This window comes from Exiguobacterium sp. s35, assembly GCF_018617535.1.
Taxonomy (GTDB): Bacteria; Bacillota; Bacilli; order Exiguobacteriales; family Exiguobacteriaceae; genus Exiguobacterium; species Exiguobacterium aestuarii.
In genome coordinates, this window is record NZ_JACSKI010000002.1 from 1 (window position 1) to 17,289 (window position 17,289).

Here is a 17,289-nt window from a genome sequence, read left to right on the forward strand (position 1 = left end):
CGTCCTGAGCCAGGATCAAACTCTCCAAAGAATTTGATATAGCTCTTAAATTGACGAAGCTTGCGCTTCATTCAAAAATTGTAAAACTTATTTTTGCCTCATCGTTCAGTTTTCAAAGTTCGTCTGCCGCTCTTAGCGACTCATTTATAATAGCACCTGACTTTATATCCGTCAACTATAAAAATAAAGTTTTTTAAAAAAGAATAAATAAAGACGATTCCTATTATTTTCGATGCAAGGAATCGCCAGTTATCTCTTATTGAAACGATATAATTTTTACTTCGGCCAACCGTGATAAATCATATTCTATCCTGTCTGTATCTTCTATAATGACAGGTCGCTCAATACGATTCGTGTAGGCGTGAATTTTCCCCCGCACTCCACTACTTAATAAAACGGGTCGACCGATTTCATAAAACCCGAGCAATGTAGCGAGAAGCGTCAAAGCTTCTTCATCATAGGCTTTGTTTTGCCACATATAGAAGTACGCCTCTTCTTGTGAAAGTGGTTTCCGAAACGTTCGGGGTGCCGTTAACTGACAAAAACGGTCCGCGACAATAAATAAAGGCGACGCGGGATTCAACTCACGCTCGGTTAGACGGTTTGGGAACCCAGACCCATCTAAACGTTCGTGATGCTCGGTGATCAATTGATAGACACGTCCCCGTAATGTTTGATTACTCGGAAGCATGGCAGCTGAGACGAGTGGATGTTGGTATAGTAGTTCGCGTTCCATTTTCGTGAAATAACGCATATGAGACCATTTTCTAATTTTAGCGTAACTCGCATCTGCAAAATAAGAAGCAATTCCATAATCAAATTGAAGTTGATGTTCATCGCCTCGGTACTTTGATAATGTGCGAGCAACGAGTGCTCGATAGATCGCATGGTAGATGACATGGTTTTTTCGCAATGGTTGATGCGTAAAAAAATGTACGACTGCCGAAAGCGGCAGTTCTTGACGAAATAGTTGATGAACGAACTCTAGACCTTCATATGGGTTCGGGGCGATTCGCTCTTCCCACTGATTATAATGTTTCTCATATTGAAGAACCTGTTCACAAAGACGCCTTTCCTCTATAGAAGTAAAGATTGTTTGTTCAACTGGTGCGACATCAATGGCTTCAATCTTTAAGAAACGGAGTAAACGCAAATGTTCATTTGTTAAATGAATTCCTGCCTCTAAGGAAGAAACGGGTGACAATAACGTCATGCCAACATGTACAGCGGATAAGTTCAAACGCACGCGAATCCCTCCTATATATGAAAAAGGTCGAACGGAAACACCGTTCGACCTTTCGTCTTACTCATTCACATCAGACGATTCGTCGGTTTCAGGTGCTTCATCCTCAAACCCATTCTCCAAATCGACTGCTGATTCCTCTTCTAACTCATCTTTTTTCAATTTTGCGATTGTCGCTAAACGATCGCCATCTTCAATGTTCATCACTTTCACACCACGTGTGCTACGGCCCATCTGAGAGATGGTTTGCGAATCGATACGAATGGCAACGCCATGTTCAGTCATCAACATGATGTCATCATCTTCATCAACGACACGCATTCCCACGACCGTTCCGCGATCTGTTTTAATTCCGATGATTCCGGAACCACCACGACCTTGTGTACGGAACTGCTCCATGGCTGTACGTTTTCCAAATCCTTTTTCCGTGATGATCAAGACGTCTTGCGTCGTACGAACGATTTCCATTGAGACGACCAAATCATCGTCTTTCTTCAAACGAATCGCGCGCACACCACGTGCCGTACGTCCCATCGATCGAACTTCTCCTTCGAGAGGGAAACGGATTGACATTCCTTGGCGTGTGACAATCAACATTTCATCATCGCTCTTCGCCAAGCGGACGGTAACGAGCTCATCTGTTTCATTCAAGCTGATGGCACGAAGACCATTTTTGTTGATTCGGGCGTATGCCGAGAGTGGCGAACGCTTAATCAAACCTTCTTTCGTAATGAAGACGAGAGACAATTGTTCGTCTGCCACTTCTTCTTCCGATTCGTTCTGCGCATCTTCTGCTACCGTTTGGTTTGCCAGGTAACTGTTGAAATCGACAGGAATCATCGTTTCGACTTTTTCACCTTTATCAATTTGAAGCAAGTTGATGATTGGCATTCCTTTTGCGGTACGACTCATCTCAGGAATTTCGTATCCTTTGAGGCGGAAGACACGTCCAAAGTTCGTAAAGAAGAGAATCGTGTCATGTGTTGACGCGGACAGCAAACGAAGTACGAAGTCTTCATCGTTCGTCCCCATCCCTTGTTTTCCACGTCCACCACGACGCTGTGCGCGATATGAATCGGATGGAATTGATTTAATGTATCCTTCACTCGTAAGCGTGATCATCATGTCGCGAACTGGGATCAAATCCTCATCCTCAAGTTCAATGATATCCGTACGAATCACGGTACGACGTGCATCACCATATCGCTCTTTGATTTCAAGCAACTCGTTACGAATGATATCAAGGAGTAATTCCTCATCACCAAGAATCGCACGGAGTTCCTCAATCAATGCTTTCACTTCGCGATACTCGCCTTCGATTTTTTCGCGTTCCAAACCAGTCAATCGTTGAAGACGCATATCTAAAATCGCTTGCGTTTGCTCAGTAGAAAGTCCGAAGCGGGCAATCAACTTCTCACGCGCCTCGTCACCAGTACGTGTACTACGGATGATAGCGATAACTTCATCCAAGTGATCGAGGGCGACACGAAGTCCCTCTAAGATGTGGGCACGTGCTTCCGCTTTATCCAAATCGAATTGCGTACGACGACGGACGACTTCTTTTTGGTGTTCGATGTAGTAATAGATTGCTTGTTTGATGTTCAACGTTTTCGGGCGACCGCCTACAAGGGCAAGCATGTTCACTCCGAACGTCGTCTGCATCGGTGTTTGCTTATACAAGTTGTTTAAAATCACACTCGCATTCGCATCTCGACGAACTTCGATAACGACACGCATTCCGTTACGATCGGATTCATCACGTAAGTCTGTGATTCCTTCGATTTTTTTATCACGTACCAAATCCGCAATTTTCTCAACGAGACGTGCCTTGTTGACTTGATATGGGATTTCATGAACGAGGATTCGTTCACGGCCGTTTTTCAACGTTTCGATTTCGGCTTTCGCACGCATCGTAATCGATCCACGTCCAGTCTCATACGCACGACGAATTCCACTACGTCCCAAAATCTCTCCCGCTGTCGGGAAGTCAGGACCTGGGATGTGCTGCATCAATTCGGCGATGGTGATGTCCGGGTTATGAGAAAGAGCCAACACTCCATCGATGACTTCATTCAAGTTATGTGGAGGCACGTTCGTTGCCATCCCGACTGCAATCCCGCTTGTCCCATTGACAAGGAAGTTCGGGAAGCGAGCCGGAAGAACGACCGGCTCTTTTTCTTCACCATCGAAGTTCGGTTGGTAATCGATTGTGTTTTTGCCGATGTCTCGTACGAGTTCCATTGCAATTTTAGACATACGTGCCTCGGTATAACGCATCGCAGCGGCCGAGTCGCCATCGACTGAACCGAAGTTCCCGTGACCGTCGACTAATTCATAACGATAACTGAAGTCTTGAGCCATACGAACCATCGTTTCGTAAACGGCTGAGTCACCGTGTGGGTGATACTTACCGATAACGTCCCCGACGACACGCGCCGACTTCTTATGTGGCTTGTCCGCGCGAATCCCGAGCTCGTTCATCGCATACAAAATACGACGGTGAACCGGCTTCAAACCATCTCGCACGTCCGGAAGGGCACGTGATACGATGACGCTCATCGCATAGTCCATGAACGACGTTCGCATCTCTTGGCTAATATTTATATCCTTGATATTTTCTTGTTCTGCCATTCGTTATTGCCTACCCTTCTTATTAAATATCGAGGTTCTTCACGTAATGGGCGTGAGATTGAATAAAGTCACGGCGTGGTTCGACGTTGTCACCCATGAGCGTTTCAAAAATCTCATCTGCCTCAATCGCATCTTGAAGATCGACGCGAAGCATCGAACGCGTTTCTGGGTTCATCGTCGTATTCCATAACTGTTCAGGATCCATCTCTCCAAGACCCTTGTAACGTTGAACGCTATAACGTGCATTTTCAGGAAGTTGTGCGAGTGTCGCTTGCAACTCTCGCTCGTTTTGAACATAGATCGTTTCTTTACCGTGCTTCACACCATAGAGCGGTGGTTGAGCGATATAGACGTATCCACTTTCCACAAGTGGACGCATATAGCGATAGAAGAACGTCAACAACAGCGTACGAATGTGCGCTCCGTCGACATCGGCATCGGTCATGATGATCAGTTTATGGTAACGCGCTTTTGATAAATCGAACTCATCTGCAATCCCTGTTCCGAGAGCCGTGATGATTGTCCGAACTTCTTGGTTGGCCAAAATCTTATCAAGACGTGCTTTCTCGACGTTGATGATTTTTCCTCGAATCGGCAAGATTGCTTGGAAGTGACGGTCACGACCAGATTTCGCCGAACCACCCGCTGAGTCACCCTCAACGATGTATAGTTCAGATTTCGAAGCGTCTTTCGATGAACAGTCGGCCAATTTCCCTGGTAATGAACTGACTTCGAGAATACCTTTACGACGTGTCATCTCACGTGCGCGTTTCGCAGCAAGGCGTGCGCGTGCTGCCATCAATCCTTTGTCGACGATAAGACGACCGACTGATGGGTTCTCGAGCAAGAATTGTTCGAACGTGTCACTGAATAACGTATCTGTCGCCGTACGAGCATCGGCATTTCCCAGTTTCGTCTTCGTCTGTCCTTCAAATTGAGGAGACGGGTGTTTGACGGAGACAATCGCCGTCAATCCTTCACGGACATCATCTCCTGAAAGACTGCCGTCGGCCTCTTTCATCAATCCGAACCGCTTCGCATAATCATTGATTGAACGTGTGAGCGCTGTTTTAAATCCAGTCTCGTGCGTTCCACCTTCATGTGTCGGGATGTTGTTCGTGAATGAGTAGATGTTACTTGCGAAACCTTCGTTGTACTGAAGGGCAATCTCTACTTCAATCCCGTCTTTTGTACCATGTACATACACAGGCTCTTCATGAATCGATGCTTTTGAACGGTTCAAATGCTCTACGTAGGACTTGATTCCACCCTCGTAGTGATAATTGCGTTCAATCGTCTCATCGCTACGATCATCTTTTGCGACAATCCGTAGCCCTTTGTTTAAGAAGGCAAGCTCACGAAGACGTGTTGCCAACAAATCGAAGTCATACTCGAGCGTTTCTTGGAAGATATCGCCGTCCGGGAAGAAGCGGACAGTCGTTCCTGTCGTATCTGTCGTCCCGACGATTTCGAGTTCGCCTTGCGGAACGCCACGTTTGAACGATTGATAGTACACGTTTCCGTCGCGACGAACGAACACTTCAAGTTTCGTCGATAGTGCGTTAACAACCGACGCCCCTACACCGTGTAGACCACCTGAAACTTTGTATCCACCGCCGCCGAATTTACCGCCAGCGTGCAATACCGTGAAAATAACTTCAACGGCAGGTCGACCTGTTTTCTTTTGGACGTCGACTGGAATCCCGCGTCCGTTATCTTCAACAACGATTGAGTTTCCTGGCTCGACCGTTACTGTGATTGTGTCACAGTAACCAGCAAGCGCCTCATCAATCGAGTTATCGACAATCTCCCATACCAAATGGTGGAGACCACGAGAGCTTGTGGAACCGATATACATACCTGGACGTTTACGGACAGCCTCTAAGCCTTCAAGAACTTGAATCTGATCGGCGCCGTACGCTTGCAATTCTTTTTCGTTTTCATTACTCATCGGTTATTTTCACCTACTATACATGATTTGGTGTTCCTTCTTACCACGATTACACGGATTCTGTTTCGACTTCGCCTTGTTTCACGTGAAACACTTTGGCCTGTTGAATGGTTTCATGTGCGATTCCATCAATATTTGTTGTCGTCAAAATCGTTTGTACTTTTCGTCCCATCGTATCGAGTAGATGGGTTTGGCGATGATCGTCAAGTTCAGATAACACATCGTCTAATAACAAAAGAGGATATTCGCCCACTTCTTCATGAATCAATTCAATTTCAGCTAGCTTCAATGACAAGGCAGCCGTTCGTTGCTGACCTTGTGAACCGAACGTTTGAACGTTTCGATCGTTTACGTACAATTCAAAATCGTCACGGTGCGGACCAAATAAGGTCACACCTCTTCGTCGTTCGTTCTCTCTTATTTTATCAAACTTTTGACGATACGTTTCAAACATCTGTTCTTTTGAGAAACGTTCTTTTTGGAACGTGTCAGAAACGTATTGAATCGTCAGTGTTTCTAACTCTCGTGTAATCCCTGAATGAATCGGATTGGCCCATTTTTCGAGTTGATCAATGAAATGATAGCGCCTCATCACAATTTTCACGGCGAGTTCAATCAATTGGTCCGTCAACACTTCAAGTAACGTCTCATCCCCACCCTTTGTGGATAACTGCTTTAATAAGGCGTTTCGTTGTTTTAACGTTTTCAAATATTGATTGAGCTCGTGTAAGTACACGGGACTGACCTGACCGATTTCCATATCTAAAAATCGCCGTCTCCCTTGTGGACTGCCTTTGACGATGGCTAAGTCTTCAGGGGCGAACAAGACGACGTTAAATGCGCCGACATAGTCACTGAGACGACGTTGTTCTAAATGATTGAGCTTTGCTTTTTTTCCTTTAGGAGAAAATGAGAGACTCTGCACCGATTCGCCGGTACGCTTATGAATCCGTCCTTCGATACTTGCGGCATCAGCTTCCCAACCGATCAATTCTCGGTCTTGTGTCGTCCGATGCGATTTTGCGAGCGCAAGTACGTAAATCGATTCGAGAAGATTCGTTTTTCCTTGGGCATTCTCACCAATTAGAACATTCGTCTGTTCTGAGAAATCTAGCTCGAGGGTTTCGTAGTTGCGATAATTTTGCAATCGGATCGACTTTAAATGCACGTCAGTTTCCCTCGATTTGATATTCACCGAAGCCTTCGACTTCGATCGTATCTCCATCTCTCAATTTACGACCACGGCGTTGGTCCTGTTCACCGTTCACTTTGATCATGACATCTTCTAAAAAGAACTTTGCTTGTCCCCCACTTGAGATGATATCTGCTAATTTTAAAAATTGTCCGAGTGTCACATACTCGGTTGTAATCGACACTTTTTCCATGTCGTCACTTCCTTTCTCACATGCTGATCTGAAAAAATCGCCATACATATTAGTTTATCGAAAATCGTCGAATAAGGCAAAAAAGGGATGACAAGGTCAGACACCTCATCATCCCTATCCGCTGCTTACGATGTGCGGACTGGCAAAATCAGTTGAAGAACGCTATCTTGTTCAACCGGTCGTAAAATGAACGGTCGCATCGAACCCGTGAATTGGATTTCGATTTCAGATGCATCGAGCGCACGAAGCGCATCCATTACAAATTTAGAGTTGAAGGAGATTTTCAATTCTTCCCCTTCAAGCGATAAAATGCTGACACGCTCAGACACTTTACCGACTTCAGGTGAATGTGAAGATACTTCTACTGCTGTTGTATCTTCCGCGACAAATTTAATGACGTTGTTTCGATCGGCACGTGCCAAGAGTGACGCACGGTCGATGGCTTGCAAGAATTCTTTTGCATTCATGCGGACCGCTGTACGATATTCTTCCGGAATGAGACGTGACGTGTCTGGGTACGCACCATCTAACAAACGAGAGAAGAACGAGATATTTTTCATTCGGAACAAAATCTGCTGATCCGTCAGTACGATTTCAATCGGCAACTCTTCACGGTCGAGTAATTTAGCCAATTCGTTGAGTGAACGACCTGGGACGACGACGTTTTGGAACGTTAAGTCGTTATCTGTCTCAAAGCGGGCACGACGAAGTGCCAAACGGTGGCTGTCTGTTGCCACACATGTGAGGAAGCCTTTCTCAGCAGAGAAGTTGACTCCCGTTAGAACAGGGCGCGTTTCTTGCGATGAAACAGCGAAGCTTGTCTGACGGATGATCGTCTTCAAGAGATCAGCTGGTAGATAGAAACGACGGTCACTCGCAAGTTCTGGGAGACGAGGATATTCGTCCGGGTCGAGACCGTTTAAGTGGAATTCTGCTTGGCCAGACTCAATTCGTGTCATAAAGTTCGGTGACACTTCGAGTGTAACTTCGTTCGTTGGCAACTTTTTCACGATTTCTCCTAAGAAGCGTGCGTTTAACACGACACTCCCAGCGCGTTGAATCTGAATGAGTTCGATTCCACCTTCTTCGATTGGGATCAAACGTTCAATCGAAATTTCGGTATCACTTCCTGTCAGTGTTAAACCATCTGCATGTGCTTCAAGTTTTAACCCTGTCAAAATTGGAATAGTCGTTCGTGAAGCCACAGCTTTTGATACGTCTTGTACGGCTTGCATGAATACATCTCGTTGAATCGTTAAATGCATGTGGATAATTCCTCCTAAGGTGAAATGAGTCATTTTACTAATGATAATAATAGTATTAATTAAGTCATAATAGTAATAAGGGCTGTGGATACTGGGGATAAGTCCCCTTAAGCATACGTACAAAGCCATTTAGCCTGTGAATAACCTGTGGATAACTAAGGTGGTTTATCCACAGGATATCCACAGAGAATCCGTTATTAGTTTGAAAGCGCCTTTTTCAACGTTTGAATCGTCTCTTGCATTTCCACATCATTTTTCAGAAGCGTACTAATTTTCTCATGCGCATGAATAACAGTCGTATGATCACGCCCTCCGAACTCTTCCCCAATTTTCGGTAATGAACTCTCTGTCATTTCTCGAGACAGGTACATTGCGATTTGGCGTGGGAATGCTAACGTTTTTGTGCGTTTCTTCGAGTTCAATTCTTCTACTTGAATGTTGAAATGTTGACCGACAACTTCTTGAATGTCACGAATGACAATCTTTTTCGCTTCTTGGACTGGCATGATATTATGAAGCGCTTCTGCTGCTACGTCTGGGTCGATTGGTCGCCCAACTAGTTTTGCGTAAGCGACAACGCGTGTCAATGCCCCTTCTAGCTCACGGATGTTCGTATCGATTTGATTTGCGATATAAAGCATGACCTCGTTTGAAATATCGAGACCTTCAGCAGTCGCCTTTTTACGGAGAATCGCAATCCGAGTTTCAAGGTCAGGTGGTGTGATGTCCGTAATGAGTCCCCACTCGAAACGTGAACGCAGACGATCTTCTAACGTCGGGATTTCTTTAGGTGGTCGATCACTTGAAATGACGATTTGTTTCTGATCATTGTGTAGCGCATTGAACGTGTGGAAAAACTCTTCCTGCGTTTGTTCTTTCCCGGCTAAGAACTGAATGTCATCAATGAGCAATACATCGATATTCCGATAGCGATTGCGGAATTCCCCAGTTTTGTTGTCTCGAATTGAGTTAATGAATTCATTCGTAAATTTTTCAGACGAGACATATGCAATGCGCGCTCCTGGTTTTTGAGCTTTTACATAATGACCGATTGCATGCATCAAATGCGTTTTGCCGAGTCCGACTCCCCCATAAATGAATAGTGGGTTATATGCACGTGCCGGCGCTTCAGCGACAGCTAGTGATGCGGCGTGGGCAAATCGGTTCCCCGATCCGATGACAAACGTCTCAAAGATATATTTGTCATTCAGCTGTCCGAGATCCCCTTCCTCTTTTGAGGGTAATGGTAAGGGCTGTTCTCTTGTTTCCGTCACGGCAATGGATTCGTGTGACGATCCATCAGCTGGAGCATACTTGTGTGCTTGAGATTCTTCAATAAAATGAATTTCGAGCTTGTTGTTCGTAATTTCTTCGACCGTATCTTGTAAAAGTGACAAGTACTGTCGCTCTAACCATGTAACGATAAAACTGGCAGGTGCCGACACAACGAGTGTCGTTCCCATCAATGATATCCCTTCGGTTGATTTCAACCACATGTCAAAACTAGCTTTTGGAGTTCGTTCCTCTTCTTCAATTACAGATAAGACGTTTCTCCAAATCTCGCGAGCATTCTTCAATGAAAGACCTCCTTTACTCACATGTTTGGTAAAACTTATTCACACGATATACACATACACTATTTTATAGTAGAAACTAGGGTTATCCCCAGAGAATAAAAACTGTGGATAAAGTTATCCACATGGTGTTCATTATGGGGATAACACTTATCCACAGCCTGTGTATATCTTGGAATCACGAATTGTTCATCCACAAGTTTGTGCACATTCAGTTTAGCAAAATAAAATAGACGTGGCAATGCTTTTTGGTATTTATCCACAGATAAAGAAAAGTATCCACACCCACTTATCCACATGCTGTGTGTTTTGTGGATAAACTGTGGATATGTTGTGGATAAAGACATTATGAGAGATAAGAGAGTGAAAAAGTTATACACAAAAGAGGAGGAAGTGAAGGGAAGAAAAGTTTTGTAAAAGAAGAAAATGAAAAAATGAAGAATTCGGATGTGAAAAAAGAAGAGTTATTCACATATAAGTGTGGATAACTTCGTGAATATGTGGATAAAATGGCTCAACATCGCTATTTATAAAGACCGTTTAAGAAATACGTAAAGGTTTCGTATCAATCTGGATTCATATAAGCTGTTCTAGACAAAATTGAACCATCCCGAATGATGCCTCCAGATCACGTAATCTATCTGATTCGAAAACCGTTCGAAAATACATTGACAATTGTTGATTCGATTTATATAATCTTAAAGACTGCCTTAAATGAAACTATAACTTGCTAATAGAGCGTTAATCTTGAGGAGGTGCTGTAACCATGAAACCAACTTTCAACCCTAACAACCGTAAGCGTAAGAAAGTCCACGGATTCCGTGCACGCATGGCGACTAAAAACGGTCGCAACATTCTTGCTGCTCGTCGTCGTAAAGGCCGTAAAGCCTTGACTGTATAATTTCGAATGAAGATTGCCCGGGGATCCTTTCCTCGGGCAATTTTTTAGTTTGTCACAGAAACGTAGCATTTCATGGATTCTCCCTCGTTCAAATGATGTGGATATGATATGATGTTAGTTGACGATTTTTGAAGCGAAGGATGGAGTGAGAATTTTGAAAAAAGAATACCGCCTGCAAAAGAATGAAGAGTTCCAAGCGGTGTTTCGCGAAGGACGCTCCGTGGCCAATCGTCAGTTTGTCGTCTACACGCTCAAAGCGGATCAAGCGCATTTCAGAGTGGGTCTTTCTGTCAGCAAAAAGCTTGGAAATGCTGTAGAACGAAACCGCATGAAACGATTGATGCGTGAGTCGCTTCGCTTGCTTGAACCGAACGTTGCGCCGAATGATTATGTGATCATCGCCCGGAAGCCTGCGACCGCATTGACGCAGTCGGAAGTGACCGAGAGTTTGAAACACGTATTCAAACGAGCGAAGGTTTGGCAAAAACAAAGCCGGTGACCATGACAATCTGAATTTGTTCTCTCATATAATTAGAGTCTTATAAGATTGCCCGATCGACGTGTGCGTTAAAAAAGAATTGATAAAGAAAGCGTAGGAGGAACTATGAGCAAAAAGCTAAAATTAGGATTACTCGCTGCCATGACTGCGGTCATTATGCTGATGGCAGGCTGTGTGGATCCGTCTACCATCCAAGCCGAACCAATTACGGCTGACACAGAAGGTTTCTGGGCGAAGTACTTTGTATGGCCGCTCGCATGGCTTTTGAAGGAAGTTGCTTATTTAGTCGGTGGCCCGTGGCAATATGGGATTTCAATCATTATCGCAACGATTATCGTTCGTTTATTGATTCTCCCGCTCATGATCAAACAGACGAAGAGTATGGGTGCCATGCAAGTCTTGCAACCGGAAATGTTGAAGCTTCGTGAGAAGTACAGCTCAAAAGACCAAGAAACACAGCGTAAACTTCAAGAAGAGATGATGAAACTTTATCAAGAATACCAAATCAACCCGCTCGCAGGGTGTTTGCCAATCTTGATTCAAATGCCGATTCTCTTCGCATTCTATGATGCGATTCGTCGTACACCTGAGATTTTCGAAGCGGACTTCTTATGGTTCGACCTTGGAGCTCCGGACCCGACGTTCATCTTGCCGATTTTGGCGGCAGTCTTGACGTTCGTTCAACAAAAAATCTCAATGGCGGGTCAAGAACAGAACCCACAATTGAAGATGATGCTTTACATCTTCCCAGTCATGATTTTCATCATGTCGATCAACCTTCCAGCCGCCCTTTCATTGTACTGGGTAGTCGGTTATATCATCTCAATCATCGTCACGATGGCAATCATGCTCCCGATGCGTGAGAAGATGAAGGTAGCAGCAGAAGCAAAAATTGCCGCGAAAGAAGCAGAGCGTGCAGCACTTGCTGAAGAAGAAAAGAAAAACAAAAAGAAAAAACGTAAATAATCGTTAAGCTGAGTGTCATCTGACACTCAGCTTTTTTTATAGGATTGTATGTCGAGAAGACGGGAATAATGAAAGAAACGGGTAAATGGAGGTGTGGAAACATGGAGGCATTTATTCATCGTGTAGAACGTTCGACGTTATGGCAAGCAATCATTTACTTTGTGCTCGGTGTTCTTATTCTACTGTACCCTCGATTTTTCTTTGACGTCATGGTGTACGTGATTGCGGGATACTTGGCGATCATGGGCGTATGGATGATGTTTCAAGGGGTTCGTAGACGACAGGGTGGGTTACCACCGGCTTTCTTTATGGGTCTCATCTATTTGATTTTGGCAGCGGTCGTCTTTTTCTTCGCTGAGACGCTAGCTAGTCTTCTCCCGATTTTAATCGGGGCGCTGTTTTTATTTGGAGGGATCATTCGCCTCATTCAGGCGTTCGGTTACCGTCAATCGATGGCAGGACGATGGCTCTGGTTTTTGATTGGCAGTCTATTGTGGATTGGTGTCGGGATTCTTATGCTGACGAATCCGTTCAGTAGTCTGCTTGTCCTATTCCAGCTTTTCGGTGGAATACTCATCGCCATTGCAATTCTAGAATTGTTCCTCTATTTCACGATTCGTTCGACGAAACGACAAGCACGTTACTAAAAAACAAACCGTCCTCTTTCAAGGGCGGTTTGTTTCTCGTTGAAGCAACTGTTCCATAAACGGTCCAAACACATTGTAGCCGGATAAGGATTGGAAGAAAGGGTGTTCTTCTTTAAGTCGCTCGATGTAGAGTCGGGCGGCTTTTTCATGATTCGTTGGAGTCAATTGTTCATAAAAGAATCCTAAATTGATGTCGTTTCGTTGCGATACATCTTTTAAACCGAGCGAGGCTCGATCGGGCGTATGATGCGCAGCCAATACGTATGCGAAATGAACCATTCCTTGACGAAGCATTTCGGTTGCCCAAATGTCGTTACCGCGATTTCTTGATTTCGTATATTGGAAAAAGAACCAAACGGTGTCGAAGGCATGATCACTTGTCGACTCTTCTTCAATCTGTAACGAACTTTCATGTGCAGTGAGGAGCTGGTGCGGATCATAGAGGATATGGATCGAGTCTTGATGATTCAACGTCTCTTTTGTGACAGTGAATAAGTCGAGGTGAAGAAAATCATCGAATACCACAATGAGTTGAGGGGCGACTATGAAGATGTCGTCTTTCAACAGAACAGGTCGATACGAACGAAGGTGATCGAGTCGTCTCGATAAAAACAATTCTTCCTGATCTGCGTGTACCATCACGTAAAGGTCGATATCTGAATGCTCATCGGCTTCTCCACGACCGAATGAGCCTTTCATAAAAATCGCTTGAACCGCTTCATCCTGTTCTAATCGTTCCGTGATGATTTGAATCGCTTCTAGTTGCTTCATGTGTATACCCTCTCTTCTCTGTAAATATATTCCTTTATTGTACGAAAATAATGATAGGAACTGCAATGACTTCATCGGCGGGTGAACTCTTTCGTTCAAGTCGAATATCGTGTATAGTAGGTTCGTTATGCATATGATAGAAGAAGATGGCTTAGGTTTGGAGGGAGAAAGATGCTAGAGTTTGACACGATTACAGCGATTTCGACGCCGATGGGTGAAGGTGCCATTGGCATCGTCCGATTATCAGGCGATTTGGCGGTCGAAACGGTGAACAATGTGTTTTCTGGAAAAGACTTAACAACGGTCGATTCACATACAATTCATTACGGTACGTTAAAGCGTCCTGACACGGGCGAAGTCGTCGATGAAGTCATGGTCAGTATCATGCGGGCGCCGAAGACGTTTACACGAGAAGATGTCGTCGAAATCAATTGTCACGGAGGCGTCGTTGCGGTCAATCGTGTCCTTGAACTCATTCTCGACCAACCCGACATCCGCTTGGCAGAACCAGGCGAGTTCACGAAACGCGCCTTTTTAAACGGTCGAATCGATTTGTCACAAGCAGAGGCGGTCATGGACTTGATTCGGGCGAAAACCGATCGGGCGATGAACGTCGCGATGTCTCAAATGGAAGGTCGGTTGTCACGACTCGTCCGCGAACTCCGTCAACAATTGCTCGAGACGATTGCGGCAGTCGAGGTCAATATTGATTATCCAGAGTATGACGCGGAAGAGATGACGCAAGCGATCGTCGAAGAGAAAGCGGGCGAAGTCAAACGTATCCTCGAGGAGTTGCTCGAAACGGCGCGACAAGGGAAAATCTTGCGTGAAGGCTTGGCTACGGCGATTATCGGACGACCGAACGTCGGGAAGTCCTCGCTCATGAATACGCTCGTGCAGGAGACGAAAGCGATTGTCACTGAAATTGCCGGAACGACACGTGACACGATTGAAGAATATGTCAACGTGAAAGGAGTCCCACTCAAATTGGTGGACACTGCCGGTATTCGTGAGACGGAAGATATCGTTGAACGCATCGGTGTAGAAAAATCAAGGAAGGCGTTGGAAGCGGCGGACTTGGTTCTTCTCGTCTTGAACGGGCATGAAGGATTGACGGTCGAAGATGAGGCGTTGTTTGAGGCGGTCAAAGGGATGAATGCGATCATCATCATCAACAAGACAGACTTGCCACAAAACATGGATTCTTCTAAGCTAGAGAAACTAGCGGCAGGACGTCCAATCGTGGCGACGTCGCTCTTACTAGATGAGGGAATCGATGCGCTTGAAGCGGCAATCGCGAACCTCTTCTTTGCAAAAGGCGTCGAGTCACAAGATATGACATATATCTCAAACGCTCGACACATTCAGTTAATCAAACGAACGATTGGTCAAATTGATGAGGCGCTCGGTAGTGCTGTCATGAATATGCCGATTGATATGGTCCAAATCGATTTACGTCGAGCGTGGGATACGCTCGGTGAAATCAACGGAGATACGGTACAAGAGAGCTTGATTGACCAGCTCTTTTCACAGTTTTGTCTTGGGAAATAATAAGGAGGAACAAATATGGCTTATACGGCAGGCGAATATGACGTAATCGTCATCGGGGCCGGACACGCAGGGATTGAAGCGGCACTCGCATCAGCTCGAATGGGTGCCAAAACAGCGATGCTGACAATGAACCCTGATATGGTCGGGTTCATGTATTGTAACCCGTCAATCGGCGGACCGGCGAAAGGAATCGTCGTACGTGAAATCGATGCGCTCGGCGGAGAGATGGGGCGTGCGATTGATGCGACGTACATCCAAATGAAGATGCTTAATACGTCGAAAGGTCCAGCGGTACGTGCGTTACGTGCACAGGCGGACAAATTCCAATACCAAAATCATATGAAGAAAGTGCTAGAAGACGAGCCGAATCTATTGCTTCGTCAAGCACTTGTCGAACGATTGCTCGTTGAAGATGGAGAAGTGCGTGGCGTGGTAACGAACACGGGTTCAGAATATCGCGCGAAAGCGGTCATCGTCACGACAGGAACGTTCATGCGAGGTCAAATCATCATCGGTGAATTGGCATACGAGAGTGGTCCAAATAACCAAATGCCGTCGGTCGAGCTGTCGAAACATTTAGAAGAACTTGGTCTCGATTTGGTTCGATTCAAAACAGGGACACCGCCGCGAATTGATGGGAAGACCATCGATTACTCGAAGACTGAGATTCAGCCGGGGGATGAGAACCCATCGTTCTTCTCGTACACGTCGACTGATTTGAATCCGATCGAACAAATCCCATGCTGGCTCACGTATACGAGTGAACGTACGCATCAATTGATTGATGAGAACTTACACCGTTCACCGATGTATTCAGGTGCGATCAAAGGTACAGGGCCGCGTTACTGTCCATCGATTGAAGATAAAGTCGTGCGTTTCAATGACAAACCGCGTCACCAAATCTTCTTAGAACCAGAAGGACGCGACACAGAAGAAGTATACGTTCAAGGTTTCTCGACGAGTATGCCGGAAGACGTTCAACACCAAATGCTTCGGACGATCCCGGGTCTTGAAAAGTCAGAGATGATGCGTCCTGGTTATGCGATTGAGTACGATGCGGTCGTACCGACGCAACTTTGGCCGACTCTCGAAACAAAAGCAGTCCCAGGACTCTTTACAGCGGGACAAATCAACGGAACGAGTGGCTACGAAGAAGCGGCAGGACAAGGAATCATGGCAGGGATCAACGCTGCATGCAAAGTGCTCGGTAAAGATCCTGTCATCCTTGACCGTTCCCAAGCATATATCGGTGTCTTAATCGATGACCTCGTGACGAAAGGAACGAACGAACCGTATCGTCTCCTCACATCACGTGCCGAGTATCGCCTCTTGTTACGTCACGACAACGCGGACTTACGCCTCAGTGACATCGGACACGAGATCGGCTTACTTTCAGAGGAACGCCATGCACATCTCAATGAGAAGCGTGAAGCGATTGAAAAAGAAGTAAAGCGACTCGCCTCACTTGTCGTCAAACCGACACCTGAAGTGAACGCGATGCTTGAATCAGTCGGTGCACATCCGCTGAAAGAAGCGACGCATGCCAACATCTTGTTGAAACGTCCAGAAGTGACGTATGAGGCGCTCATGACGGTCGTCCCATCCATGGACGAGCTGTCGTTCGAAGTAAAAGAGCAAGTCGAAATTCAAGTGAAGTACGAAGGCTATATTTCAAAACAACTCGAACAAGTCGAGAAGATGCGGCGCATGGAAGAAAAACGAATTCCAGAGAACTTGGATTACGATGCGATCGGCGGTCTTGCGACAGAAGCGAAACAAAAATTAAAACAAGTTCGTCCACTTTCGATCGGACAAGCGTCACGAATCTCGGGCGTAAACCCTGCAGACGTGTCAATCTTGCTCGTCTATATCGAACAAGGACAATATGCGACGGTGGAGTGAAAC

The 17,289-nt window shown here is 45.4% G+C and carries 14 protein-coding genes; 6 read left to right on the forward strand and 8 right to left on the reverse strand.

The features are described 5' to 3' along the window. Window positions 1–256: 256 nt before the first annotated feature. From KNO75_RS10445 to dnaA, 7 genes are all read right to left on the reverse strand, one after another. A complete protein-coding gene (locus tag KNO75_RS10445) occupies window positions 257–1,246 on the reverse strand; it encodes an HD-GYP domain-containing protein (RefSeq protein ID WP_214821831.1) in 990 nt (329 codons plus the stop codon). Between the two features lie 57 nt (window positions 1,247–1,303). Continuing rightward, on the reverse strand, window positions 1,304–3,874 hold the full coding sequence (gyrA, locus tag KNO75_RS10450; RefSeq protein ID WP_214795769.1) for a DNA gyrase subunit A: 2,571 nt from the start codon (window positions 3,872–3,874) through the stop codon (window positions 1,304–1,306). A gap of 22 nt (window positions 3,875–3,896) precedes the next feature. After that, window positions 3,897–5,825: a DNA topoisomerase (ATP-hydrolyzing) subunit B gene (gyrB, locus tag KNO75_RS10455; RefSeq protein ID WP_214789921.1), complete on the reverse strand. Its 1,929-nt coding sequence runs from the start codon at window positions 5,823–5,825 to the stop codon at window positions 3,897–3,899. 49 nt (window positions 5,826–5,874) lie between these two features. Continuing rightward, window positions 5,875–6,993 carry a DNA replication/repair protein RecF gene (gene recF / locus KNO75_RS10460; RefSeq protein WP_074034078.1) on the reverse strand — a complete coding sequence of 373 codons (1,119 nt, stop codon included), beginning with the start codon at window positions 6,991–6,993 and terminating at the stop codon, window positions 5,875–5,877. Window position 6,994: 1 nt separating this feature from the next. Continuing rightward, entirely contained in the window at window positions 6,995–7,210 is a 216-nt protein-coding gene (gene yaaA / locus KNO75_RS10465) for a S4 domain-containing protein YaaA (protein ID WP_015880213.1), read from the reverse strand. 125 nt (window positions 7,211–7,335) lie between these two features. Then, window positions 7,336–8,475, reverse strand: a complete 1,140-nt coding sequence (gene dnaN, locus KNO75_RS10470; RefSeq protein ID WP_026824743.1) for a DNA polymerase III subunit beta — start codon at window positions 8,473–8,475, stop codon at window positions 7,336–7,338. A 197-nt stretch (window positions 8,476–8,672) separates the two neighbouring features. Then, complete coding sequence (dnaA, locus tag KNO75_RS10475; protein WP_214789923.1) at window positions 8,673–10,052, reverse strand: chromosomal replication initiator protein DnaA; 1,380 nt, start codon at window positions 10,050–10,052, stop codon at window positions 8,673–8,675. 763 nt (window positions 10,053–10,815) lie between these two features. On the opposite strand from dnaA, the gene rpmH reads away from it, so the two are divergent. The 4 genes from rpmH (at window position 10,816) to KNO75_RS10495 (ending at window position 13,062) form a co-directional block, all read left to right on the forward strand. Continuing rightward, window positions 10,816–10,950, forward strand: a complete 135-nt coding sequence (gene rpmH / locus KNO75_RS10480; RefSeq protein ID WP_015880216.1) for a 50S ribosomal protein L34 — start codon at window positions 10,816–10,818, stop codon at window positions 10,948–10,950. A 154-nt stretch (window positions 10,951–11,104) separates the two neighbouring features. Continuing rightward, on the forward strand, window positions 11,105–11,449 hold the full coding sequence (gene rnpA, locus KNO75_RS10485; protein WP_214821834.1) for a ribonuclease P protein component: 345 nt from the start codon (window positions 11,105–11,107) through the stop codon (window positions 11,447–11,449). A gap of 105 nt (window positions 11,450–11,554) precedes the next feature. Continuing rightward, entirely contained in the window at window positions 11,555–12,415 is an 861-nt protein-coding gene (gene yidC / locus KNO75_RS10490; protein ID WP_214749506.1) for a membrane protein insertase YidC, read from the forward strand. Window positions 12,416–12,516: 101 nt separating this feature from the next. Then, window positions 12,517–13,062 carry an HdeD family acid-resistance protein gene (locus tag KNO75_RS10495; RefSeq protein WP_214821837.1) on the forward strand — a complete coding sequence of 182 codons (546 nt, stop codon included), beginning with the start codon at window positions 12,517–12,519 and terminating at the stop codon, window positions 13,060–13,062. 18 nt (window positions 13,063–13,080) lie between these two features. Here KNO75_RS10495 and KNO75_RS10500 read toward each other — a convergent pair whose 3' ends face one another. After that, window positions 13,081–13,833 (reverse strand): nucleotidyltransferase domain-containing protein, encoded by a 753-nt coding sequence (locus tag KNO75_RS10500; protein WP_214821841.1) that lies wholly within the window; start codon window positions 13,831–13,833, stop codon window positions 13,081–13,083. Between the two features lie 171 nt (window positions 13,834–14,004). Here KNO75_RS10500 and mnmE point away from each other — a divergent pair, with 171 nt between their 5' ends. Then, window positions 14,005–15,384, forward strand: a complete 1,380-nt coding sequence (mnmE, locus tag KNO75_RS10505) for a tRNA uridine-5-carboxymethylaminomethyl(34) synthesis GTPase MnmE (protein WP_214789931.1) — start codon at window positions 14,005–14,007, stop codon at window positions 15,382–15,384. A 15-nt stretch (window positions 15,385–15,399) separates the two neighbouring features. Further along, window positions 15,400–17,286: a tRNA uridine-5-carboxymethylaminomethyl(34) synthesis enzyme MnmG gene (gene mnmG, locus KNO75_RS10510; protein WP_214821843.1), complete on the forward strand. Its 1,887-nt coding sequence runs from the start codon at window positions 15,400–15,402 to the stop codon at window positions 17,284–17,286. Window positions 17,287–17,289 lie beyond the last annotated feature (3 nt).